The sequence below is a fragment of the Citrobacter sp. Cpo100 genome (assembly GCF_030332595.1).
GTDB lineage: Bacteria > Pseudomonadota > Gammaproteobacteria > Enterobacterales > Enterobacteriaceae > Citrobacter > Citrobacter portucalensis.
The window spans coordinates 92,816-116,772 of record NZ_JAOWHM010000033.1; the positions used below are offsets into that span (position 1 = coordinate 92,816).

Consider the following 23,957-nt stretch of genomic DNA (forward strand, 5'->3'; position numbering starts at 1 on the left):
AAGGTATGAGCTTTTTTCACGCCAACCAGCGGGAAGCCCTGAATCAGAGCCTGGCGGAAGTACAGGGTCAGATTAACGTTTCGTTTGAGTTTTTCCCGCCGCGCACCAGTGAAATGGAGCAAACCCTGTGGAACTCCATCGATCGCCTGAGCAACCTGAAGCCGAAGTTTGTTTCAGTCACCTACGGTGCAAACTCTGGTGAGCGCGACCGCACTCACAGCATTATTAAAGGTATTAAGGATCGCACTGGCCTTGAAGCGGCTCCGCACCTGACCTGTATTGATGCTACCCGCGATGAGCTGCGGACCATTGCTCAGGACTACTGGAATAACGGTATTCGTCATATTGTTGCTCTGCGCGGTGACTTGCCGCCGGGAAGCGGTAAACCGGATATGTATGCCTCTGACCTGGTGACTCTGCTGAAAGACGTTGCGGACTTTGATATCTCCGTTGCGGCTTATCCGGAAGTACACCCAGAAGCGAAGAGCGCTCAGGCCGATTTGCTGAACCTGAAGCGTAAGGTTGATGCCGGTGCAAACCGCGCCATTACTCAGTTTTTCTTCGATGTGGAAAGCTATCTACGTTTTCGCGATCGCTGCGTGTCTGCGGGAATCGATGTGGAAATTATTCCGGGTATCCTGCCAGTCTCCAACTTTAAACAGGCGAAAAAATTTGCCGATATGACCAATGTTCGTATCCCTTCCTGGATGTCGACCATGTTTGATGGTCTGGATGATGATGCGGAAACCCGCAAGCTGGTAGGTGCAAACATCGCTATGGACATGGTGAAAATCCTCAGTCGCGAAGGGGTGAAAGATTTTCACTTCTATACCCTTAACCGTGCCGAGATGAGCTACGCTATTTGTCACACACTGGGTGTAAGACCGAATTAAACAGATGCCCCAGCCCTCTACGGAGGGCTTTTTATTGATCATTTTGATCTACATCTCTGTAACTTTAAATATAAAAGGAATTAGCTATCGAATCTGTGGGTTTTTTCGACTATATCTTATCTCTGGTGGTGTATATCGTAGTCAGAACACTGTAAAGGGAGCATATAGATGAGCATGTCCGACGATAGCCAAAACGCATCAACTGCCGGTAAGTGTCCTTTTCATCAGGGCGGTCACGATCAGAGTGCGGGAGCAGGAACGAACAACCGCGACTGGTGGCCCAATCAACTCCGTGTAGATCTTTTAAACCAACATTCCAACCGTTCTAACCCGCTGGGTGAGGACTTCGACTACCGAAAAGAGTTTAGCAAACTCGACTATTCTGCCCTGAAAGGGGATCTCAGAGCCCTTCTGTCCGAATCTCAACCGTGGTGGCCCGCTGACTGGGGAACCTATGCCGGATTATTTATCCGCATGGCATGGCACGGTGCAGGGACCTATCGCTCCATCGATGGACGCGGTGGCGCGGGTCGCGGACAGCAGCGTTTTGCGCCACTGAACTCCTGGCCGGACAACGTCAGCCTGGATAAAGCGCGTCGTCTGCTTTGGCCAATCAAGCAGAAATATGGCCAGAAAATTTCCTGGGCCGACCTGTTTATCCTTGCGGGTAACGTGGCGCTGGAAAACTCAGGCTTCCGTACCTTCGGCTTCGGTGCCGGTCGTGAAGACGTCTGGGAACCGGATCTCGACGTAAACTGGGGTGATGAAAAAGCCTGGCTGACCCACCGTCATCCGGAAGAACTGGCAAAAGCGCCGCTGGGCGCAACCGAAATGGGCCTTATCTATGTGAACCCGGAAGGGCCGGACCATAGCGGCGAACCGCTCTCTGCGGCAGCGGCTATTCGCGCGACCTTCGGTAACATGGGCATGAACGACGAAGAAACCGTAGCGCTGATTGGCGGCGGTCATACGTTGGGCAAAACTCACGGTGCTGCACCGGCTTCGCACGTAGGCGCCGATCCAGAATCCGCACCAATTGAAGCGCAGGGCCTGGGCTGGGCCAGCAGCTACGGCAGCGGCGCGGGTGCAGACGCAATTACTTCCGGTCTGGAAGTGGTCTGGACGCAGACGCCGACCCAATGGAGCAACTATTTCTTCGAGAACCTGTTCAAATATGAATGGGTACAAACCCGCAGTCCGGCAGGTGCGATTCAATTTGAAGCGGTTGACGCACCGGAAATTATCCCCGATCCGTTCGATCCGTCGAAAAAACGTAAGCCAACAATGTTGGTTACCGACCTGACGCTGCGTTTCGATCCGGAGTTCGAGAAGATCTCCCGTCGTTTCCTGAACGATCCGCAGGCCTTCAACGAAGCATTTGCCCGCGCATGGTTTAAGCTGACGCACCGTGATATGGGGCCAAAAGCACGTTACATCGGACCGGAAGTGCCAAAAGAAGATCTGATTTGGCAAGACCCGCTGCCGCATGCGTTCTTTAACCCAAGCGAAGAAGATATCCTGAAACTGAAGGCGACCATTGCCGCTTCCGGGTTGTCCGTGGGCGAACTGGTATCGGTAGCGTGGGCTTCGGCATCAACGTTCCGCGGTGGGGATAAACGTGGCGGCGCTAACGGTGCGCGTCTGGCGCTGGACCCACAGCGTGGCTGGGATGTGAATGCTACCGCGGCACGCGTACTGCCTGTGCTGGAAGGCATTTATAAGTCAGCCCATACCGCTTCGTTAGCCGATATTATCGTGCTGGCCGGTGTTGTCGGTATAGAGCAGGCGGCTAGCGCTGCGGGTGTCAGCATTAAAGTACCTTTTGCGCCGGGCCGCGTGGATGCGCGTCAGGACCAAACGGATATTGAGATGTTTGAACTGCTTGAGCCGATTGCCGATGGTTTCCGTAACTACCGCGCTCGTCCTGACGTATCGACCACCGAGTCGCTGCTGATTGATAAAGCACAGCAGCTGACGCTGACCGCACCGGAAATGACCGTGCTGGTGGGCGGTATGCGCGTACTGGGCACCAACTTCGACGGCAGCCAGCATGGCGTCTTTACCGATCGTCCTGGCGTGCTCAGCACTGACTTCTTCGTCAATCTGCTGGATATGCGCCATGAGTGGAAGGCGGTTGATGAGTCAAAAGAGCTGTTTGAAGGTCGTGACCGTCTGAGCGGCGAAGTAAAATACACGGCAACCCGCGCCGATCTGGTGTTCGGTTCTAACTCCGTACTGCGCGCAGTGGCTGAAGTTTATGCCTGCAGCGATGCTCACGAGAAGTTCGTGAGAGATTTCGTTGCCGCATGGGTGAAAGTGATGAACCTGGATCGTTTCGATCTGCTGTAACAGATAATGCCGGATGTCGCTTGTGCGTATCCGGCATAGTATGAATAAAAAAATCCCCGCGAGTGCGGGGATTTTCTATTTGCAGGTTATTCCCACTCTTGCAGGTAACGTTGACCGTACTGGTCAGCCACCAGCAGGGCGGCATACACCTGGTCCGGCGTTGCGCCGCCAGGCATGTTGTGGATGGTTTCGCCTTCTGCACAGGCTGCCTCAGCCACAATGCGCATTTTCGCCTGAATATCCTGTTTGATGTCCAGTTGCGCCAGGGTAATCGGCAGGCCAACGGAATGGCACAGCGCGGCAACGGTTTCAATTTCATCGACCGGTGCGTTTTCCAGCACCAGCTGCGTCAGCGTACCAAACGCCACTTTCTCGCCGTGATAGTAGTGATGCGCATCCGGGATTGCGGTCAGACCATTATGAATGGCGTGAGCCGCTGCCAGACCACCGCTTTCAAAACCGACGCCACTCAGATAGGTGTTGGCTTCAATAACACGTTCCAGTGCTGGTGTCACCACGTGCTGCTCGGCTGCCAGCATCGCTTTTTCGCCTTCTTCGATCAGCGTATTAAAGCACAGCTCTGCCAGCGCCAGCGCCGCCTGAGTACACTGACCGCCCGCCATGGTGGTTGCGCCGCTGCGTGAACAGGCACGCGCTTCGAACCAGGTTGCCAGCGCATCGCCAATACCCGCAGCTAACAGACGCGCCGGTGCGCCCGCGACAATTTTGGTATCCACAATGACCCTGTCCGGGTTGTTGGGCAGCAGCAGATAGCGATCGAATTCACCGGCATCGGTGTAAATGACGGACAGCGCGCTGCACGGCGCATCGGTAGAGGCGATGGTTGGGGCAATGGCGACAGGCACGCCCATAAAGTGCGCCAGCGCTTTGGCGGTATCCAGCGTTTTACCGCCGCCAATACCAAGTACTGCGCCACACTGCGCTTTTTCCGCTACGCCGCGCAGACGGTCGATTTCGTTTTGTGAACATTCGCCGCCAAACGGTGCAATTTCCAGCGCCAGTCCGGCATCCTGGAAGCTTTTTTCCAGTGCGCCCTGGGCAAAGCCTAAGACAAACTTGTCCCCAACGACCAGCCAGCGTTCTGCCAGTGGTTTGAGGTAGCTGCCAAGACGGGTAATAACATCGGCACCCTGGATGTACTTACCAGGTGATTGAATAATGCGATCCATACTTTATTTCCCTCACAGGTTGATGTGACCAAATGCGTTGTTCCAGTCCTGCTCAAACTTCTCTATTGCTGACTCTACCGCAGGGGTATTGAGCATTTGTTGCGCTACGTCTAATGGCAGGGTGATAGCTTCACATCCTGCCAGTAAGCAATCCAGCGCCTGACGCGGGGTTTTAAAGCTGGCTGCCAGTACCATGCTGTTTGGCGCATGCAGCTCCAGTAACGTTTGCAGTTCTTGTACTGTGCGAATCCCATCGCCGCCCTGTGCGTCGATACGGTTAACGTAAGGCGCGATATATTTGGCTCCTGCCAGCGCAGCCAGTAGCCCCTGAGAAGCACTGTAAACGGCGGTTCCCAGCGTGGTGATACCCTCTTTTTTCAGCATCTTAATCGCGGCCAGACCTTCGGATGTCACCGGGATTTTCACTACCAGACCGGGCACTGCATTGCTCAGGCGTTTGGCTTCTTCCACCATGCCCTGCGCCTCGCGGCTCATGGTTTGGGCAAACAAAATACCCTCTTCGCCGATGGCGTTTTGCAGGCGTGGCAGTACATCCCAGATAGATTCTTTGCTTGCCGCCACAATGCTTGGGTTGGTGGTAACACCCGCGATAGGGAAGATGCGTGCCAGACGTTCAACTTCCGCGACGTTGGCGGTATCAAGGTAAAGTTCCATACAAAAACATCCTCTTCGTTTTCTATTAGCAACCCATTGCCGGAATGCTTTGCTGTGAACAGGATAAGAGTGTTTCTCCACACCGAGCTATCTGACAAATTTGTCAAAAGCTGGATAAATGTAATGTATCTAGAAAAATGAGAGATACTTCACATATCAGTTTTAGGTGAGTTTATTCTGGCAAAATGGGTAATGGATTTCTTTTTTGATATTACAAAAATCCAGTGAATGTTATTTTTGTCTTCTTTATTGCTGGCAGATATCTTTCTCCGTCAATTGGCTGTGGTACTGCCGACGGTATTCTGATGGTGAACGTTCGGTATTTTTGCGAAACAGGCGGCAGAAGTAGTTGCTGTCAACAAACCCACAAATGTGCGCCACCTCTTTAATCTTCAATTCGTAACCCTTCAACAGCGTTTTTGCGTGTTCCAGTCGCGTGTGGTTCAGGTATTCGTTAAAACCGATAGCGCCCGTTTTTTGAAAAAGGTGGGAAAGATAATTGGGTGAGATGTAGAACGCCTGCGCGACGGATTCTCGGGTGAGCGGTGAAGCGTAGCGTTCGTCAATATAGTTGCGAATGGCTTCGAAAAGCGCCTGGCTGCGTGATGCGGTTTGGATCTGGCTGCCGAGCAGATCGCGGCAGTGGCTCAGTAAGCTTGCAACGATTAGCCTGGCGGTTTGCTGCTCCTGCGGCTGCATCTGCATTTCATTGAGCGTTTGCAGTAGGAATGAGCCAATACGCGGTCCACGCCGCGCGACGTGCTGGCGGGTAAGGTTTTGATATTGCTTACCGTCCCACTGCACGATGCTAAAACCCAGTTGCTGTTTGCCAAATAAGATACTGAGTGTGGTCACCGGTGTGAGCCACTGTGGAAAGTTCCAGCCACCAGCCGGAACGAACAAGGCATCGCAAGGCTGTAATGTCGCGGATGCGCTAGCAACACCGTTATCGGTGAATTCACCTTCCAGCACAATCTCCAGTCGGGGAAAATCGACCTGATACGCCAGTTCCGGCGTTGAGCTACTGGTGCTGGCAAAGTAAATCTGCCGCAGCGGTGTGGGGCCGTTGATCAGGCGAGAGAGCAGGTGGCTGATGTCGTGATACATGTTAATCCCTTGCAGGCAGCAGACAGGGAAACAGTAACGTTGAAAACAATCGCCCTCAAGTGATTATTGCCGGATGGCGGCTAATGCCTTATCCGGCCTACAAGTCTTTGCGAGCTGTAGGCCGGATAAGCGTAGCGCATCCGGCAGACTGTTACTGATTACCGATTTGATCGCCGTAAGGAAGGGTATCGTAATCAATCAGGGCATTCTTTTTGTACGGGTTGCCAATCCAGCGGGTCGTCTCTTTGAACTGCGGGCTGGTAATGGCACGAGTTGGATCGAAACCATCATAGGTGAAGCCCGCTAAATCAGACCAGGTGTGGATAAGCTCTGAGCTGCTGTATTTACGATTCACATCCTGTGAGAAGTCACGCGGGTGTGCAGCCTGCCATTTTTCCGAGGTCCACAGCAAGAACGGCACCGTATACATATGACGCGTTGGGTTGTCTTCATTACGACCCTGCGTTTTATGCGGCGGCGTATCGTATACCTCTTCTCCATGATCGGAGAAGTACAGCAGGAAGCCGTTCGGATCGGTCGCTTTATAGTCTTTGATCAGACTGGCAATGATATGGTCATTGTAGACATTCGCGCTGTCGTAATCGTTGTAAGCTTCCAGCTCATCGTTACTCAGGCCAGCGGGCACATTGTCGATATTATTGTCGAACTTACCCTGACCATCCGGGTAACGGAATTTGTACTTAATATGCGTACCCAGCAGGTGAACGATGATGAACTTTTTCGGTGCAGGGTCAGCCAGTACTTCTTTAAATGGCGCCAGCACGTTGCTGTCATATTCGCGCGCACTTTGGGTACGCTGCTGGTTCATATAGAACTGTTTATCCGTCTGCTTAGAGAACACCGTCAGCATGGTGTTGCGGGCGGTCATCGTCTGCTGATTGGTGATCCAGAAGGTTTTATAACCTGCCTGTTTCATCATGTTCATCAGGGACGGCTGAGTCAGATACAGATCTGGGTTCTTCTCGTTGGCAAAGGTCAGCGCCTGCTGCAGGATTTCAATGGTGTACGGACGTGAGGTCACGACATTATTGAACACGGTGAAGTTAGGATCGGATTTATGCAGCGCATCCAGTTCAGGCGTTGTTTCGCGTGGGTAACCGTACAGGCTCATGCGGCCACGTTGCGTTGACTCGCCAATCACCAGTACCAGCGTACGCGGCGCATCACCGGAGTTGTCTTTAAAGTTGGCCAGCGGCGGCAGGGCATTGTTCTCATTCAGCAGGCTGTTCAGCGCGGTTAACTGCTGACGATACTGATAATACCCGGAGATGAACTGCCACGGTGCGGCAGGCTCCATGCGTGAGGCGAGACCATCCAACGTTTTTTCAAACGGCTTATGTTTGATAAATGTGTTCACTGTCATCGGATGCAGAATCAATCCGTATAACAGTGCAAACGACACCAGATAGCGCCAGGGTGATGGAATATGCACAGGACGCAGACGTGTCCATAGCAGAATTGCCACAGCTGTATAGGCCAGCGCAATTAAGACAATCTTCAGGCTGAAATATTGGCTCAGATATTCGCTGGCTTCGTTCGCATTGGTTTCAAACATTACGTACAGAACGCTTTGCGAGAACTCTTGCCCGTAGATGACGTAATAGCTCAGAGCAGCCAGCGAGGCCGCCCATAACACCACGCCTATCACGGCAGCAATAATGCGGATACGGTTTGGAAATAAGAATACCGGAATCAACCACAGCGAACTAAACAGCAAGGAGTCGCGTAAACCGGTAGATCCGCTGTAGCCGCTAAAATAGATAACGGCCTGCAGTAACGAAGAAAAGAACCAAAAATAGAGGAGCGCCCAACCCAGGGCTTTCCAGCTAAATACGGGTTTAGACTGGAGTTGTAAGGATTGCATAGTATGAGCCTGTCTTTAATTGTAGCGCCAAGATTAGCACCTAAACATTAAGAGGAACTGAAGCATCACGATCTTAGGATCGTGTTTTGCCGTTGTTATATTCACGTGGTGAATATGTTCGAGGGGAAATATATTGAAAATGAAGTGGTTGTAACAGTGGTTTTTGCTGTCGCCTTCGTACAATAGCACGAAGGCGACGGGGGAGGGACGTTAGCCAGTATTACGCATACCCGCGGCGACACCAGCGATTGTGACCATCAATGCTTGTTCCACGCGTGGGTCCGGTGCATTGCCCTGTTCTTCTGCCTGGCGTGAGCGGTGTAACAGCTCTGCCTGTAAGACGTTCAGTGGGTCAGTATAAACATTCCTTAACTGAATGGACTCGGCAATCCACGGCAGGTCGGCCATCAAATGCGAGTCGTTGGCAATCGCCAGTACGACATCGATATCTGCTGCCAGGCGTTGGCGTAGCTCTGCACCCAGCGGCCACAGATCTTTTTTGACCAGGCGCTGATCGTAATACTCTGCCAGCCACAGGTCTGCTTTTGCGAAAACCATTTCCAGCATGCCAAGGCGTGTGGAGAAGAATGGCCAGTCGCGGCACATGGCTTCAAGTTCGCTTTGCTTGCCGTCTTCAACCACTTTTTGCAGCGCGGTACCTGCACCCAACCAGGCCGGGAGCATCAGGCGGTTCTGCGTCCAGGCGAAGATCCACGGAATGGCGCGCAGAGACTCTACCCCGCCGGTCGGACGGCGTTTTGCCGGACGTGAACCGAGCGGGAGTTTACCCAGTTCCTGCTCCGGTGTCGCTGAGCGGAAATAAGGGACGAAGTCTTTGTTTTCACGCACATATCCACGATAGAGCTCGCAGGAAATATCGGAAAGCTCATCCATGATATGACGCCAGCTATCTTTCGGTTCTGGCGGTGGTAACAGGTTGGCCTCCAGAATTGCTCCGGTATACAGCGACAGGCTGCTGATGGTCACTTCCGGCAGGCCGTACTTAAAGCGGATCATCTCCCCTTGTTCTGTCACGCGCAGACCGCCTTTCAGGCTGCCCGGCGGTTGAGAGAGTAGCGCCGCATGTGCAGGCGCGCCGCCGCGACCAATGGAACCACCGCGACCGTGGAAAAGCGTCAGTTCGATACCGGCTTTTTCGCAGGTTTTGATTAGCGCGTCCTGAGCCTGGTATTGCGCCCAGGAGGCCGCCATCACGCCCGCGTCTTTTGCGGAATCAGAATAGCCAATCATGACCATCTGTTTGCCCTGAATAAAGCCGCGGTACCAGTCGATATTTAAAAGTTGAGACATGACGTCATCGGCATTGTTGAGGTCGTCCAGCGTTTCAAATAGCGGAGCGACCGGCATAGCAAAACCAATTCCGGCTTCTTTCAGCAGCAGATGCACGGCCAGCACATCCGACGGAGTTTTCGCCATCGAGATAACATAGGCGGCAATGGAGCCATATGGGGCTTCGGCAATGACCCGACAGGTGTCGAGCACTTCACGGGTGTCGTTGCTCGGTTCCCAGTTACGCGGCAGGAGCGGACGCTTGGAATTCAGCTCGCGGATCAGGAAAGCCTGTTTATCCGCTTCCGACCAGTTTTCGTAGTCGCCAATGCCCAGATAACGGGTCAGTTCGCCCAGGGCTTCAGTATGACGGGTGCTTTCCTGACGAATATCAATACGCACCAGCGGTACACCGAAACACTTCACGCGCCTAAGGGTGTCGAGCAATTCGCCATTGGCGATAATACCCATGCCACAGGCCTGCAGAGACTGGTAGCACGCGTATAGCGGGTCCCAAAGCTGTTCGTTTTGGGTGAGAAGTCCCGCTGGTTTCGGCAATTTCTCGCCTTTCAGACGGGCTTCAAGCCAGGCCTGGGTTGCCATCAGACGAGAACGCAGGGTTTTCATCAGATAGCGATAAGGTTCAGCTGCACCTTCTTCGCCTACCAGCGCCATCAGGTCCGGCGTGGCATCCACCATCGACAGCTCAGAAATCAGAAACTGGATGTCTTTCAGGAACAGGTCTGTCGCTTTCCAGCGGCTGAGCAGCAGCACGTGACGGGTGATATCTGCCGTTACGTTCGGGTTACCATCACGGTCACCGCCCATCCAGGAAGTAAATCGAACCGGGACAAAATCAACCGGCAGCTTATAACCCAGATGCTCTTCCAGTTGTTCATTCAGCTCGCGCAGGTAGTTCGGTACACCTTCCCACAGGCTGTTTTCAACTACCGCGAAACCCCATTTGGCTTCATCAACCGGGCTTGGGCGCAGCTTGCGGATCTCATCCGTATGCCAGGACTGGGCAATGAGCTGACGCAGACGGCGCATCAGTTGGTTGCGTTCATAATCGACGAGGTCTTTGTTATCAAGCTGCTTGAGGCAGGCGTTCACTTCACCCATTTTATGGATCAGCGTACGACGAGTGATCTCGGTCGGGTGGGCGGTGAGTACCAGCTCCAGAGAGAGTGATTCTACGGCTTTCTTGATGGTGGCGTCATTGAGGTTGGGCTGCTCTTTCAGTTTACGCAGAGTGCGAGCAATCACTTCCGGGTTGCTGGCTGCTTCGCCTTTTGGCGAAATGCTGTGGTATTGCTCGGCGGTGTTGGCCAGGTTCAGGAACTGGCTAAATGCGCGGGCAACCGGCAGCAGCTCGTCGTTAGACAGATTTTGCAGTGTGGTGAGCAATTCCTGGCGATTAACTTCATTGCCAGCGCGAGATGATTTGGACAGCTTACGAATTGTTTCTACGCGATCAAGAATGTTCTCTCCCAGCGCATCCTTGATGGTCTCTCCCAGCACTTTGCCGAGCATACTGACATTACTACGCAACGCGGAATATTGTTCGTTCATATTAACCCAGACACCCCATCTATTTTGAATATGTCCTGTATCTTTCGCGCCTGACTATCACGCGAAATCTTGCGGACTTAACTTTTTAGCCGTCTTTTATAAAGCCACGTAAAACACGTGACGTCAATTGCTGCGAAATCGGTTCAGCAAACGAATAAATGCCGTGAATTTACGTTATTTAATTCACATCCAATCAAATAAGCGTTGCTTATGGAAATGTTAAAAAATCACCCCGCTTACCACTAAAGGATTAGCGGGGTGACAAGCAGTTAATGCCAGCAGAAATGATGCACAACCTGGGTGATTAATTCGCGAGTTGGCTTAATAAAGCGTGTTTCCAGATATTCATCCGGCTGATGCGCCTGATTAATAGAACCTGGACCCAATACCAGCGTCGGGCAAAGCGTCTGGATAAATGGCGCTTCGGTGCAGTAGTTCACCACTTCAGTCTGTGCGCCCAGCAGTTTCTCAACCACCTCTACCAGTTGATGGTCAGGCGGACACTCATAGCCTGGAATCGGTGGATGCAGTTCCGATACGGTCAGGCGGCCCGGCCAGCGTTCGCTGACAGGGGCCAGCGCTTCGTTAAGTAACCCATTGAGATCGTTTAGCGTCATACCTGGTAGCGGGCGAATATCCATATGCAGTTCGCAGCAGGCGCAGATTCGGTTGGCGGCGTCGCCACCGTGGATGTGGCCCAAATTTAACGTTGGATACGGAACGGTAAAGGCATCATGGTGATAGCGCGCTTTCAGGTCATCGCGCAGATGCATGATATGGCCGATGGCATCATGCATCAGTTCAATCGCATTAACGCCACGCGCCGGATCGCTTGAATGACCCGATTGTCCCAGAATGCGTATCGCATTAGAGATATGACCTTTGTGTGCGCGAACCGGTTGCAGTGAAGTGGGTTCGCCAATAATCGCGCAGTCTGGGCGCAGAGCAGTGGTTTCAGAGAAGTAGCGAGCTCCCGCCATGCTGGTCTCTTCGTCAGCAGTGGCCAGAATGTAGAGGGGCTTTTTCAGCTTCGTGACGTCGACATCACGCAACGCGTCGAGGATAAAGGCGAAGAAGCCTTTCATGTCCGCCGTACCCAAACCATAGAGCTTATTGTCATGCTCGGTCAGGGTGAACGGATCGCGCGTCCAGCGTCCGTCGTCAAAGGGTACGGTATCGGTATGGCCCGCCAACAACAGACCACCAGCGCCCTGTCCAATGCTCGCCAGCATATTGAATTTATTTCGCGTATCGGGAACCGGCTGGACCTCCACATTGAAGCCTAAATCTTTAAACCAGCCCGCCAACAGAGTGATTAAACCTGCATTGCTTTGATCGAGCGCTTCTTCGGTAGCGCTAATCGATGGCGTGGCAATCAGAGCGCGGTAAATCTCGATAAATGGCGGTAAATTGTTTTTCATTGTTGACACACCTCGGGTCATGATAGTATCAATATTCATGCAGTATTTGTGAATAAAAATACATTAACGTTGAGCGTAATAAAACCCACCAAGTGTAAGGTGAGGTGATAAAGGCTTATACCTGGCAACAGAATCTAAGAAGGTGAGCAGCCCCGATGTTGAATACGCTGATTGTGGGCGCCAGTGGCTATGCCGGCGCAGAGCTTGTGACCTATGTAAATCGCCATCCTGATATGACCATAACCGCTTTGACCGTCTCAGCGCAAAGCAATGATGCAGGAAAATTAATCTCCGATTTGCATCCGCAGTTGAAAGGCATTGTCGATTTACCGTTGCAGCCAATGTCAGATATCAGCGAGTTTAGCGCAGGGGTGGATGTTGTGTTCCTCGCAACGGCTCATGAGGTAAGTCATGACCTGGCTCCGCAGTTTTTGCAGGCCGGTTGCGTGGTGTTTGACCTCTCTGGCGCGTTTCGCGTAAATGACGGCGCGTTCTATGAAAAATATTATGGTTTTACCCATCAGCATCCCGATCTGCTGGAGCAGGCAGTTTACGGGCTGGCGGAATGGAACGAAGACCAACTGAAAGAAGCGAATCTGATTGCAGTGCCGGGTTGTTACCCGACGGCGGCGCAGCTTTCGCTGAAACCACTGATTGATGCCGGGCTGTTGGATCTCAGCCAGTGGCCGGTAATTAATGCGACCAGCGGCGTGAGCGGCGCGGGCCGTAAAGCGGCTATCTCTAACAGTTTTTGCGAAGTAAGCCTGCAACCGTATGGCGTCTTTACCCATCGTCATCAGCCGGAAATCGCTACTCATCTGGGGGCTGAAGTGATTTTCACCCCGCATCTGGGCAACTTCCCGCGCGGAATTCTGGAAACTATCACTTGCCGCCTTAAAGCGGGTGTAACTCATGCTCAGGTAGCGCAGACGCTGCAACAGGCGTATGGCGATAAACCGTTGGTGCGTCTGTATGACAAAGGGGTTCCAGCGTTGAAGAACGTGGTTGGATTACCATTCTGTGATATCGGGTTTGCTGTGCAGGGTGAGCATCTGATCGTTGTGGCGACGGAAGACAACTTATTGAAAGGCGCGGCGTCACAGGCGATGCAGTGCGCAAATATTCGTTTTGGCTTTGCCCAAACGCAGTCTCTTATTTAAGGGTGCAACAATGAATCCATTAATTATCAAGCTGGGCGGCGTTTTACTGGATAGCGAAGAGGCGCTGGAGCGCTTGTTTACCGCACTGGTGAATTATCGTGAGTCCCACCAGCGTCCGCTGGTCATTGTGCACGGCGGCGGCTGCGTGGTCGACGAGCTGATGAAGCAGCTGAATCTGCCGGTGAAAAAGAAAAATGGTCTGCGCGTCACGCCTGCCGATCAAATTGACATTATTACCGGTGCCCTGGCGGGAACGGCGAATAAAACCTTGCTGGCCTGGGCGAAAAAGCATCACATCGCGTCTGTTGGTCTGTATCTTGGCGATGGCGACAGCGTAAAAGTGACGCCGCTCGATAAAGAACTGGGTCATGTTGGACTGGCGCAGCCGGGTTCGCCTAAGCTGATTAACACGCTGCTGGAAAGCGGTTTTCTGCCGGTAGTGAGCTCTATTGGTGTCACTGATGATGGTCTGCTGATGAACGTGAATGCCGATCAGGCTGCAACGGCGCTGGCGGCAACGCTGGGTGCGGATCTGATCCTGCTCTCTGATGTGAGCGGTATTCTGGATGGCAAAGGCCAGCGCATTGCCGAAATGACCGCGGCGAAAGCGGAACAGCTGATTGAACAGGGCATTATTACCGATGGCATGATCGTGAAGGTGAATGCAGCGCTGGATGCCGCGCGTACGCTGGGCCGTCCGGTGGATATCGCCTCCTGGCGTCATGCAGAGCAACTTCCGGCGCTGTTTAACGGCACGCCAATTGGTACGCGTATTCTGGCTTAACTATTAATGTGCCGGATGGCGGCTTCGCCTTATCCGGTCTACGTGGGTTTTGTAGGCTCGGTAAGCGCAGCGCCACCGGGCAAAAATATCATATTAAGGAAATTCGTTATGGCACTTTGGGGTGGGCGTTTTACACAGGCAGCAGATCAGCGGTTCAAACAGTTCAACGACTCGTTGCGTTTTGACTACCGCCTGGCAGAACAGGATATTGTTGGCTCTGTGGCCTGGTCCAAAGCGTTGGTAACGGTAGGTGTACTGACTGCCGATGAACAGCTGCAGTTGGAAGAGGCGCTGAATAACCTGCTGGAAGAGGTTCGCGCGAATCCTCAGCAGATTTTGCAAAGCGATGCCGAAGATATTCACAGTTGGGTGGAAGGTAAGCTGATTGATAAAGTCGGCCAGCTTGGTAAAAAACTGCATACCGGGCGTAGCCGTAATGACCAGGTCGCGACCGATCTCAAGCTGTGGTGCAAAGATACGGTTATCGAATTACTGTCGGCCAATCGTCAGTTGCAAACTGCGCTGGTGGTGACGGCGGAGAATAACCAGGACGCCGTCATGCCGGGTTACACCCACCTGCAACGTGCGCAGCCGGTGACGTTTGCTCACTGGTGTCTGGCCTATGTTGAAATGTTGGCGCGTGACGAGAGCCGTTTGCAGGATGCGCTCAAACGCCTGGACGTCAGTCCGTTAGGCTGCGGCGCGCTGGCGGGTACGGCGTATGAAATCGATCGCGAGCAGTTGGCGGCTTGGTTGGGCTTTGCCTCGGCAACGCGCAACAGCCTGGACAGCGTTTCTGACCGTGACCACGTGCTGGAGTTACTCTCCGACGCCTCTATCGGCATGGTACACCTGTCGCGTTTTGCTGAAGATCTGATTTTCTTTAACACCGGCGAAGCGGGCTTTGTTGAACTCTCCGACCGTGTGACTTCCGGTTCATCTCTGATGCCGCAGAAGAAAAACCCGGATGCGCTGGAGCTGATCCGTGGCAAATGCGGTCGCGTGCAGGGTGCGCTGACCGGCATGATGATGACTTTAAAAGGCCTTCCACTGGCATACAACAAAGATATGCAGGAAGACAAAGAAGGGCTGTTCGACGCGCTCGACACCTGGCTGGACTGTCTGCATATGGCCGCGCTGGTGCTGGATGGAATCCAGGTGAAACGTCCGCGTTGCCAGGAAGCGGCGCAGCAGGGTTATGCTAACGCCACTGAGCTGGCGGATTATCTGGTGGCGAAAGGCGTCCCGTTCCGCGAAGCGCACCATATTGTGGGGGAAACGGTGGTCGAGGCGATTCGTCAGGGCAAACCGCTGGAAGCGCTGTCGCTTGCCGACTTACAAAAGTTCAGCCAGGTGATTGGCGATGACGTTTACCCGATCCTCTCCTTGCAATCGTGTCTGGATAAACGTGCAGCGAAAGGTGGCGTGTCGCCGCAGCAGGTTGCGCAGGCGATCGACTACGCGAAGGCACGCCTGTAGGTCGGATAAGGCGAAGCCGCCATCCGGCACTGTGCGCCGTTCTGCCTGATGGCGCTACGCTTATCAGGCCTACCAAACCATAACCCGGCCGAGCTTTGCGACGCCGGGCTTTTTTTATGCAAAAAAAATGCGGACTCAAGGTCCGCAAAAGTTCACGTTGGCTTTAGTTATTTCGAGTATGAGAGAAACTCTCAAACGGACAGTAGCTTCAAGGGTTAAAGGGGTACCGTTCCGTTTCTGTGGTGCATTATTAAACAGAAAGCTTGATAGGGATAATCGTTCGTTGCTATGCTACCTATCGCTACGAACTATCGTGGCGATGGAGGATGAATAATGAATATTCGTGATCTTGAATACCTGGTGGCGCTAGCCGAACATCGTCACTTCCGACGAGCGGCAGACTCCTGTCACGTTAGCCAACCCACGCTGAGCGGGCAGATCCGCAAGCTGGAAGATGAGCTTGGCGTCATGTTGCTGGAGCGTACGAGTCGCAAGGTGCTGTTCACCCAGGCCGGTTTGCTGCTGGTGGATCAGGCGCGCACCGTGCTGCGCGAGGTCAAAGTGCTCAAGGAGATGGCAAGCCAACAAGGCGAGACAATGTCTGGCCCGCTGCATATTGGTTTGATCCCAACGGTGGGGCCATACCTGCTGCCGCATATTATTCCGATGTTGCACCAGACCTTCCCAAAACTGGAGATGTATCTCCATGAAGCGCAGACACATCAGCTGTTGGCGCAACTGGATAGCGGCAAGCTCGACTGCGTCATTCTGGCGCTGGTCAAAGAGAGTGAGGCGTTCATCGAAGTACCGTTATTTGATGAGCCTATGATGCTGGCGATCTATGAAGATCACCCATGGGCAAACCGTGACTGTGTACCGATGTCCGATCTGGCGGGTGAAAAACTGCTGATGCTGGAAGATGGCCACTGTCTGCGCGATCAGGCGATGGGTTTCTGCTTTGAAGCGGGTGCTGATGAAGATACCCATTTTCGGGCAACCAGTCTGGAAACGCTGCGTAACATGGTGGCGGCAGGCAGTGGTATTACCTTACTGCCTGCGCTGGCCGTTCCACCGGAGCGTAAGCGTGATGGTGTCGTTTATCTGCCATGCATTAAACCCGAACCGCGTCGTACGATTGGTCTGGTGTACCGTCCTGGTTCGCCGCTGCGCAGCCGTTATGAACAGCTGGCAGAGGCCATCCGTGGATCAATGGATGGCCATTTCGACAGTGCGTTAAAACAGGCGGTTTAAGCCATTTAGCGCCGCTACCCGATAGGCTTCTGCCATGGTTGGGTAGTTAAAGGTGGTGTTAACGAAGTACTCGATAGTGTTACCACCACCTTTTTGCTCCATTATCGCTTGCCCGATGTGAATAATTTCGGCCGCGCGCTCCCCAAAGCAGTGGATCCCCAAAATCTCCTTGGTTTCGCGATGGAACAGGATCTTCAGCGTTCCGACACTCATACCCACGATTTGTGCACGTGCCAGATGCTTAAACTGGGCGCGGCCAACCTCGTATGGAACTTTCATTGCTGTGAGCTGCTGTTCTGTTTTACCAACGGAGCTGATTTCCGGAATGGTGTAAATCCCGGTTGGGATATCTTCGATCAGATGCGCGGTGGCCTCGCCTTTTACCAGTGCCTGGGCGGCAATGCGTCCCTGGTCGTAGGCCGCCGATGCCAGGCTCGGATAACCAATCACATCCCCTACGGCGTACACATGCGGCAGCGCCGTCTGGTACATGCTATTCACTTTGAGCTGCCCGCGGCTGTCGGTTTTCAGACCAATGTTTTCCAGCGCCAGCGAATCGGTATTACCGGTACGGCCATTGGCGTACAGCAGGCAGTCGGCCTTCAGTTTCTTACCGGACTTCAGGTGCATGATGACGCCGTCATCGCAACCTTCAATCTTCTCATACTCTTCGTTGTGGCGAATGACCACACCGCTGTTCCAGAAGTGGTAAGAGAGCGAGTCGGACATCTCCTGATCGAGGAATGCCAGCAGACGATCGCGGGTGTTGATTAAATCAACTTTGACGTCCATTCCACGGAAGATCGACGCATATTCACAGCCAATGACCCCCGCGCCATAAATCAGCACATGACGGGGTTCGTGGTGCAGGCTCAGGATAGAGTCACTGTCGTAAACCCGGGGATGCGAAAAGTCGACATCAACAGGGCGATAAGGACGCGAACCGCAGGCAATAACAAACTTATCCGCAGTCAGCGTTTCCACCGTACCGTCGTGACATTCCAGGGCGATCGTGTGTTCATCAACAAAACGGGCATTTCCCTGCAAAATTTCGCAGTGGTTGCGCTCGTAAAATCCTTGCCGCATACGCGTTTGCTGATTAATAACGTTATCAGCGTGGTTGAGAATATCGGCGAAAGAAGAACGAAGGAGTCGGGAGTGGTCGCTGTACAGTGGGTTCTGATTGAATTCAATAATGCGGCTGACGGCGTGGCGGAGAGCTTTCGACGGGATGGTGCCCCAGTGGGTACAACCTCCGCCGACATTATGATAGCGCTCAATTACCGCGACGCGCGCTCCTTGCTTAACCAGACCCATTGCCGCGCCTTCGCCGCCGGGACCGGAACCTATTACTATTGCATCGTAATCGTAAGAATGTGACATGGTCAGGCTTACCTGTTCTTATACATAAAAGCAACAGAATAGTAACATTGTTGTTGAGATAACCCAATTATCGTTGTGCTTTTTTGCGAAGTCGAAGCACAAACTGCGCGTAAACAATCATTCACAAAGCCATGCCAACCGCCTAATCTCTGGTATAGTGCCAGCAAGGTATGTGGAAGGATTCAGACATCGTGATGGGCGTTAGAGCGCAACAAAAAGAGAAAACCCGGCGTTCGCTGGTAGAAGCCGCATTTAGTCAACTCAGCGCTGAGCGTAGTTTTGCCAGCCTCAGTTTACGCGAAGTTGCTCGTGAAGCGGGCATTGCGCCAACCTCGTTTTATCGCCATTTCCGCGATGTGGATGAACTCGGCCTGACGATGGTGGACGAGAGCGGTCTGATGCTGCGTCAGTTGATGCGCCAGGCGCGCCAGCGTATCGCGAAGGGCGGGAGTGTGATCCGCACCTCGGTCTCAACATTTATGGAGTTCATCGGCAACAATCCCAACGCCTTCCGTTTATTATTGCGCGAGCGTTCGGGGACATCCGCAGCGTTTCGTGCAGCGGTCGCTCGTGAAATTCAGCACTTCATCGCGGAACTTGCGGACTATCTGGAACTCGAAAACCATATGCCTCGTGCGTTTACTGAAGCACAAGCCGAAGCCATGGTAACCATTGTGTTCAGCGCCGGGGCAGAAGCACTGGATGTTGGCGCTGAGCAGCGCCGACAGTTGGAAGAGCGGCTGGTATTGCAACTACGCATGATCGCGAAAGGCGCATTTTATTGGTACCGCCGTGAACAAGAGAAGATGACGCACCACTCCGAGTAACGAGAAGGACAAGCAATGAAACAGTCAGGTCAAGATAAAGGTACGCTGCTGCTGGCGCTGGTTGCTGGCTTATCGATCAATGGTACATTTGCGGCGCTGTTTAGCTCCATTGTGCCATTCTCAGTATTCCCGATCATTTCGCTGGTGCTGACGGTGTATTGTCTGCATCAACGCTATCAGAACCGCACCATGCCTGTGGGATTGCCGGGCCTGGCTGCCGCCTGCTTTATCCTCGGCGTTTTGCTGTACAGCACCGTGGTACGCGCTGAATATCCGGATATCGGCTCTAACTTCTTCCCGGCGGTACTGTCTGTGATTCTGGTGTTCTGGATCGGCTTTAAAGTCCGTAACCGTAAACAGGAAATTGCGGAGTAACAGTTGTAGCGGTAGGCCGGATAAGGCAAAGCCGCTATCCGGCAATCTGAACAGGTAGTGCTTATCCAGCCTACGTTCTGTCTTACTTCTTGGTTAACAGTACGCCGCACTCCATATGGTGCGTATACGGGAACTGATCGAATAGCGCCAGACGTGAAACATTGTGCGTCTGGCTTAACGTTTCCAGGTTTTTACACAGCGTCTCCGGATTGCAGGAGATGTACAGAATGCGCGGATACGCCTGCACCATTTTCTCCGTTTCGCTGTCCAGACCGCTGCGCGGTGGGTCAACGAAGATAGTTTCACACTGGTAACTCTTCAGATCGATTCCCTGCAAACGGTTGAACTCGCGAACGCCGTTCATCGCCTGAGTAAACTCTTCGGCCGCCATGCGGATTATTTGTACGTTTTCAATCTGGTTAGCCGCAATGTTGTACTGTGCAGCAGCAACGGACGGCTTGGCGATTTCCGTCGCCAGTACGCGGTTGAAGTTTTGTGCCAGGGCTAACGAGAAATTGCCATTGCCGCAATACAGCTCCAGCAGGTCGCCTTTTGAGCCCCTGGTGACATCAATCGCCCACTCCAACATCTGAATATTCATGGCGGCGTTCGGCTGGGTGAAGCTGTTCTCAACCTGGCGATAGATAATCTCTTTACCCGCAACCGGCAAGCGTTCGTCAATGTAGCCCTGATCCAGCTCGATTTTGGTTTTGGTTGCCCGGCCAATCAGATGCACATTCAGGTTTTTCGCCCGTAGCGCATCCCGCAGCGTTTCAGCTTCCTGACGCCATTCATCATCCAGCTTTTTATGGTACAGCATCGATACCACCGCCTGATCGCTCAGAGTTGTGAGGTAATCAATCTGAAACAGTTTGTGACGCAGGACGTGGTTGTTGCGAACGCCTTCGATCATTGCCGTCATCAGCGTGTTGATAAGCTCACTGGCTGCCGGGAAGCTGTCGACACGGATACGATTTTTGGTCTGGCTGTCGAACATGATGTGGTACAGATCATCACCGTCATGCCACAGACGGAATTCCGCGCGCATACGGTAGTGGCTGACCGGTGAGCGAAACACTTCCGGAGCCTGTGCATAAAATGGCGTCATTAAGCTCTGCAGACGCACCACTTTTTCAGCTAACTGTGCGTCGTACTGTTCTGTCGGAAGGTGTTCGGGGGTCATGATGCGTCCTGAAAAATAAAAGTACGCGGGGATTGTAGGGATTGCTCATCAGATGTCCAGTCATTGATGATTTCCGATATTGTGATACGCAGTCTGGACAGTGGGTTGTAACAAACTGTAGCATCCGTTTTCCGGTCCTGTGAGTTAAAAGGGAATCCAGTGTGAATCTGGAGCTGACGCGCAGCGGTAAGGAAGGTAGGGGATGAGCGCACCTGGTGCAGACACTGCGGCATGCCGTGGGAAGTTATCGTCTCTTTAAGTTGCCTCCAAGCCCGAAGACCTGCCGGCTAACGTCGCATCTGGCTTTCATCATCGCGTACTATCGGTGGGACCTGCGGCATCCTTCTTATATTGTGGATGCTTTACAATGATTAAAAAATCGTTGCTGTGCACGGCACTTTCCGTCACGGCATTTTCTGGTTGGGCACAGGATACTAGCCCAGATACTCTCGTCGTTACTGCCAACCGTTTTCAGCAGCCTGTTAATACTGTCCTTGCCCCCACTGATGTGGTGACGCGTGAAGATATTCAGCGCTGGCAGTCAAAAGATCTCAATGATGTCATGCGCCGATTGCCGGGCGTAGATATTTCGCAAAGCGGCGGTATGGGGAAAAGCTCCTCGCTGTATGTTCGCGGTACTGAGTCCCGGCATGTCCTGGTATTGATTGATGGCGTGCCGATGGCGCGTGCAGGCATCGGTAATGCGATTGATATTGGTCAGATTCCGGTATCGTTGGTGCAACGTGTTGAATATATTCGCGGGCCGCGTTCAGCTGTGTACGGATCTGGTGCGATCGGTGGTGTGATGAACATCATTACGATGAGTAATGAAGAGAAATCACAGATCAACGCAGGTATGGGGACTGATGGTTATCAGACCTACGACGGCACGATAAATAAACGATTTGGTGACACGATGGTGACGGCGGCTGGCGCTTACCAGACGACCAAAGGTTTTAACATTCAACCTGACTCCCCTTACAGCGGCGACAGCGATCGCGATGGTTATCGCAACAAACTGTTCTGGGGCGGCTTGCAGCACAAGTTTAACGATAACTTCTCCGGTTTCTTCCGTGGTTACGGCTACACGGCGAATAGCGATTACGATCAGGGCTCTTATGGCTATGCTGGCGGTAATGACGAAGCTCAGAATTACACTCAGTCCTGGGATTCCGGCCTTCGTTACAGCTCAGGTATCTATTCCGCCCAACTGATTGCTAACTACCAGCATCTCAAAGATTACAACTATAGCAATCAACTCGGTCGTTATGCGGGGGATGCTACGCTGGATAATATGGAACAGCGCTATATTCAGTGGGGAAATAACGTTGAGGTTGGGCATGGAGCGATTAGCGGTGGTGTCGACTGGAAACAAGAAAAGCTGACTTCCAGTAGTACCACGAAATCGGACGCTTATAAACGTGATACGACCGGACTTTATCTAACTGGGCAACAACAAATTGATAGCGTCACGCTGGAAGCCTCAGGCCGTGAAGATCATGATGAACAATTCGGCTGGCATGGCACCTGGCAGACTGCTGCAGGCTGGGAGTTTGTTGATGGCTACCGTGCAACGCTCTCTTATGGCACAGGTTTCCTGGCTCCTTCACTTGGTCAGCAATACGGGGCTACGCGTTTTGCCTCTTCCTATGGGCCGGGTATTGCAGCCAACCCGAATTTGAAACCGGAAGAATCTAAACAGTGGGAAGCAGGGATTGATGGATTGACAGGGCCGCTTGATTGGCGTCTTTCGGCATATCATTATGAAATTCAAAACCTGATCGATTACAAGAATAACCAGTACGTCAACGTTAAGTCAGCCACGATTAAAGGGCTGGAATGGACTGGGAATGTTACGACTGGCCCGGTAGATCATCACCTGACGCTACAGTATGTTGACCCGCGGGATGATGATACGAATAAGGTACTCTATCGCCGAGCAAAACAGCAGGTTAAGTATGAGTTAACTGGGCAGGTTCAGGACTTGGGGTGGAACATTGCTTATCAATATATAGGTGAACGTTACGATAATGATTACGACAATAATCGTGATGTTAAATTGGGCGGCGTCAGCTTGTGGGATATCGGAGTGTCATATCCAATCACCTCACAGCTGACAGTTCGTGGTAAAATCGCCAACCTGTTCGATAAAGATTACGAGACAGTTTATGGCTACGCAACTGCAGGACGGGAATACACCTTGTCTGGCAGCTACACCTTCTGATCCCCGTCCCACCGTGCTGGTATTTGATTCCGGCGTCGGTGGGTTGTCGGTCTATGACGAGATCCGGCGTCTTCTGCCGGATCTCCACTATATCTACGCTTTCGACAACGTCGCCTTTCCTTATGGAGAGAAGAGCGAGGAGTTTATCGTCGAGCGTGTTGTTGAGATAGTGACTGCGGTCCAGCAGCGCTATCCCCTCTCTCTTGCGGTCATCGCGTGTAATACAGCAAGCACGGTGTCGCTCCCTGCGTTACGTGAGAAATTTGCTTTCCCGGTTGTGGGCGTGGTGCCTGCGATTAAACCGGCAGCGCGACTCACGGCGAACGGTGTTGTGGGGCTACTGGCTACACGTGCAACGGTGAAGCGCTCGTATACCCATGAGCTGATTGCGCGATTCGCTAACGAATGCCAAATTGCAATGTTGGGTTCTGCTGAGCTGGTGGAACTGGCGGAAGCGAAGCTGCACGGTGAAACAGTTTCTCTGGAAGAACTGCGGCGTATTCTGCGTCCATGGCTGCGGATGTCTGAACCACCTGACACAGTAGTGCTCGGTTGCACTCATTTCCCTCTATTACAGGAAGAGCTTTTACAGGTCCTTCCCGAGGGGACGAGACTGGTGGATTCTGGTGCCGCGATAGCGCGCCGCACGGCCTGGTTGTTAGAGCATGAAGCACCAGATGCGAAATCAACCGATGAGAACGTTGCATTTTGTATGGCAATGACGACAGAAGCTGAACAATTATTGCCTGTGCTACAGCGCTATGGCTTTAAAACGCTCGAAAAACTGTCAGTTTAAGTGGTTTTGATGAAAAAATACGCACTCGGAAGATTATTTTAAATTTCCCCTTGTCAGCCTGAAATAACTCCCTATAATGCGCCTCCACTGACACGGAACAACGGATTACAAGC

The 23,957-nt window shown here is 52.7% G+C and carries 18 protein-coding genes and 1 riboswitch; of the genes, 10 read left to right on the top strand and 8 right to left on the bottom strand.

Features of this window, described 5'->3' with window-relative positions; genetic code table 11:
• Window positions 1-5 precede the first annotated feature (5 nt).
• Together metF and katG are read left to right on the top strand one after the other, a co-directional pair.
• Complete coding sequence (metF, locus tag OGX96_RS10755; protein ID WP_286582986.1) at window positions 6-893, top strand: methylenetetrahydrofolate reductase; 888 nt, start codon at window positions 6-8, stop codon at window positions 891-893.
• 168 nt (window positions 894-1,061) lie between these two features.
• Window positions 1,062-3,242 carry a catalase/peroxidase HPI gene (gene katG / locus OGX96_RS10760; protein WP_048215178.1) on the top strand — a complete coding sequence of 727 codons (2,181 nt, stop codon included), beginning with the start codon at window positions 1,062-1,064 and terminating at the stop codon, window positions 3,240-3,242.
• An 86-nt stretch (window positions 3,243-3,328) separates the two neighbouring features.
• On the opposite strand, the gene gldA is transcribed toward katG, so the two are convergent.
• The 6 genes from gldA to argE form a co-directional block, all read right to left on the bottom strand.
• Window positions 3,329-4,432, bottom strand: a complete 1,104-nt coding sequence (gldA, locus tag OGX96_RS10765) for a bifunctional L-1,2-propanediol dehydrogenase/glycerol dehydrogenase (RefSeq protein WP_060683063.1) — start codon at window positions 4,430-4,432, stop codon at window positions 3,329-3,331.
• 12 nt (window positions 4,433-4,444) lie between these two features.
• Window positions 4,445-5,107: a fructose-6-phosphate aldolase gene (fsa, locus tag OGX96_RS10770; protein WP_020996106.1), complete on the bottom strand. Its 663-nt coding sequence runs from the start codon at window positions 5,105-5,107 to the stop codon at window positions 4,445-4,447.
• A gap of 246 nt (window positions 5,108-5,353) precedes the next feature.
• Entirely contained in the window at window positions 5,354-6,214 is an 861-nt protein-coding gene (locus OGX96_RS10775) for a helix-turn-helix transcriptional regulator (protein WP_286582989.1), read from the bottom strand.
• Between the two features lie 151 nt (window positions 6,215-6,365).
• Window positions 6,366-8,099 (bottom strand): phosphoethanolamine transferase CptA, encoded by a 1,734-nt coding sequence (locus OGX96_RS10780; protein WP_111466268.1) that lies wholly within the window; start codon window positions 8,097-8,099, stop codon window positions 6,366-6,368.
• Between the two features lie 210 nt (window positions 8,100-8,309).
• On the bottom strand, window positions 8,310-10,961 hold the full coding sequence (gene ppc / locus OGX96_RS10785; RefSeq protein ID WP_286582991.1) for a phosphoenolpyruvate carboxylase: 2,652 nt from the start codon (window positions 10,959-10,961) through the stop codon (window positions 8,310-8,312).
• A 269-nt stretch (window positions 10,962-11,230) separates the two neighbouring features.
• Window positions 11,231-12,382, bottom strand: coding sequence for an acetylornithine deacetylase (gene argE / locus OGX96_RS10790; RefSeq protein ID WP_003028848.1), 1,152 nt, complete (start codon window positions 12,380-12,382; stop codon window positions 11,231-11,233).
• Window positions 12,383-12,537: 155 nt separating this feature from the next.
• Between argE and argC the strand changes: the two genes are divergently transcribed.
• The 4 genes from argC (at window position 12,538) to oxyR (ending at window position 17,056) form a co-directional block, all read left to right on the top strand.
• Window positions 12,538-13,542 carry an N-acetyl-gamma-glutamyl-phosphate reductase gene (gene argC / locus OGX96_RS10795; protein ID WP_008787057.1) on the top strand — a complete coding sequence of 335 codons (1,005 nt, stop codon included), beginning with the start codon at window positions 12,538-12,540 and terminating at the stop codon, window positions 13,540-13,542.
• Window positions 13,543-13,552: 10 nt separating this feature from the next.
• Window positions 13,553-14,326, top strand: a complete 774-nt coding sequence (gene argB, locus OGX96_RS10800) for an acetylglutamate kinase (protein WP_003028854.1) — start codon at window positions 13,553-13,555, stop codon at window positions 14,324-14,326.
• Window positions 14,327-14,434: 108 nt separating this feature from the next.
• Window positions 14,435-15,805 carry an argininosuccinate lyase gene (gene argH, locus OGX96_RS10805; protein WP_048237070.1) on the top strand — a complete coding sequence of 457 codons (1,371 nt, stop codon included), beginning with the start codon at window positions 14,435-14,437 and terminating at the stop codon, window positions 15,803-15,805.
• A 333-nt stretch (window positions 15,806-16,138) separates the two neighbouring features.
• The gene (gene oxyR / locus OGX96_RS10810) at window positions 16,139-17,056 is read left to right on the top strand and encodes a DNA-binding transcriptional regulator OxyR (protein ID WP_008787060.1); all 918 of its coding nucleotides are present in this window, start codon (window positions 16,139-16,141) and stop codon (window positions 17,054-17,056) included.
• Here oxyR and sthA read toward each other — a convergent pair.
• Entirely contained in the window at window positions 17,039-18,439 is a 1,401-nt protein-coding gene (gene sthA, locus OGX96_RS10815) for a Si-specific NAD(P)(+) transhydrogenase (RefSeq protein ID WP_003028860.1), read from the bottom strand. The genes oxyR and sthA overlap by 18 nt on opposite strands.
• Before the next feature lie 191 nt (window positions 18,440-18,630).
• Between sthA and fabR the strand changes: the two genes are divergently transcribed.
• Both fabR and OGX96_RS10825 read left to right on the top strand, forming a co-directional pair.
• A complete protein-coding gene (gene fabR, locus OGX96_RS10820) occupies window positions 18,631-19,266 on the top strand; it encodes an HTH-type transcriptional repressor FabR (protein WP_003028862.1) in 636 nt (211 codons plus the stop codon).
• A 15-nt stretch (window positions 19,267-19,281) separates the two neighbouring features.
• Complete coding sequence (locus tag OGX96_RS10825; protein ID WP_003825114.1) at window positions 19,282-19,641, top strand: YijD family membrane protein; 360 nt, start codon at window positions 19,282-19,284, stop codon at window positions 19,639-19,641.
• 82 nt (window positions 19,642-19,723) lie between these two features.
• Here the strand turns inward: OGX96_RS10825 and trmA are convergent, their stop codons facing one another.
• A complete protein-coding gene (gene trmA / locus OGX96_RS10830) occupies window positions 19,724-20,824 on the bottom strand; it encodes a tRNA (uridine(54)-C5)-methyltransferase TrmA (RefSeq protein WP_286582994.1) in 1,101 nt (366 codons plus the stop codon).
• A gap of 115 nt (window positions 20,825-20,939) precedes the next feature.
• A riboswitch (cobalamin riboswitch) is annotated at window positions 20,940-21,126 on the top strand.
• 65 nt (window positions 21,127-21,191) lie between these two features.
• Here trmA and btuB point away from each other — a divergent pair.
• Entirely contained in the window at window positions 21,192-23,048 is a 1,857-nt protein-coding gene (gene btuB / locus OGX96_RS10835) for a TonB-dependent vitamin B12 receptor BtuB (RefSeq protein WP_286582995.1), read from the top strand.
• A complete protein-coding gene (murI, locus tag OGX96_RS10840) occupies window positions 22,993-23,844 on the top strand; it encodes a glutamate racemase (protein WP_003847829.1) in 852 nt (283 codons plus the stop codon). The genes btuB and murI overlap by 56 nt, the downstream gene beginning before the upstream one ends.
• Window positions 23,845-23,957: the final 113 nt, after the last annotated feature.

Coding starts and splice junctions, on each gene's coding strand:
- metF (WP_286582986.1), top strand. CDS start 6: ATGAGCTTTTTTCACGCCAACCAGCGGGAAGCCCTGAATCAGAGCCTG.
- katG (WP_048215178.1), top strand. CDS start 1,062: ATGAGCATGTCCGACGATAGCCAAAACGCATCAACTGCCGGTAAGTGT.
- gldA (WP_060683063.1), bottom strand. CDS start 4,432: ATGGATCGCATTATTCAATCACCTGGTAAGTACATCCAGGGTGCCGAT.
- fsa (WP_020996106.1), bottom strand. CDS start 5,107: ATGGAACTTTACCTTGATACCGCCAACGTCGCGGAAGTTGAACGTCTG.
- OGX96_RS10775 (WP_286582989.1), bottom strand. CDS start 6,214: ATGTATCACGACATCAGCCACCTGCTCTCTCGCCTGATCAACGGCCCC.
- OGX96_RS10780 (WP_111466268.1), bottom strand. CDS start 8,099: ATGCAATCCTTACAACTCCAGTCTAAACCCGTATTTAGCTGGAAAGCC.
- ppc (WP_286582991.1), bottom strand. CDS start 10,961: ATGAACGAACAATATTCCGCGTTGCGTAGTAATGTCAGTATGCTCGGC.
- argE (WP_003028848.1), bottom strand. CDS start 12,382: ATGAAAAACAATTTACCGCCATTTATCGAGATTTACCGCGCTCTGATT.
- argC (WP_008787057.1), top strand. CDS start 12,538: ATGTTGAATACGCTGATTGTGGGCGCCAGTGGCTATGCCGGCGCAGAG.
- argB (WP_003028854.1), top strand. CDS start 13,553: ATGAATCCATTAATTATCAAGCTGGGCGGCGTTTTACTGGATAGCGAA.
- argH (WP_048237070.1), top strand. CDS start 14,435: ATGGCACTTTGGGGTGGGCGTTTTACACAGGCAGCAGATCAGCGGTTC.
- oxyR (WP_008787060.1), top strand. CDS start 16,139: ATGAATATTCGTGATCTTGAATACCTGGTGGCGCTAGCCGAACATCGT.
- sthA (WP_003028860.1), bottom strand. CDS start 18,439: ATGTCACATTCTTACGATTACGATGCAATAGTAATAGGTTCCGGTCCC.
- OGX96_RS10825 (WP_003825114.1), top strand. CDS start 19,282: ATGAAACAGTCAGGTCAAGATAAAGGTACGCTGCTGCTGGCGCTGGTT.
- trmA (WP_286582994.1), bottom strand. CDS start 20,824: ATGACCCCCGAACACCTTCCGACAGAACAGTACGACGCACAGTTAGCT.
- btuB (WP_286582995.1), top strand. CDS start 21,192: ATGATTAAAAAATCGTTGCTGTGCACGGCACTTTCCGTCACGGCATTT.
- murI (WP_003847829.1), top strand. CDS start 22,993: ATGGCTACGCAACTGCAGGACGGGAATACACCTTGTCTGGCAGCTACA.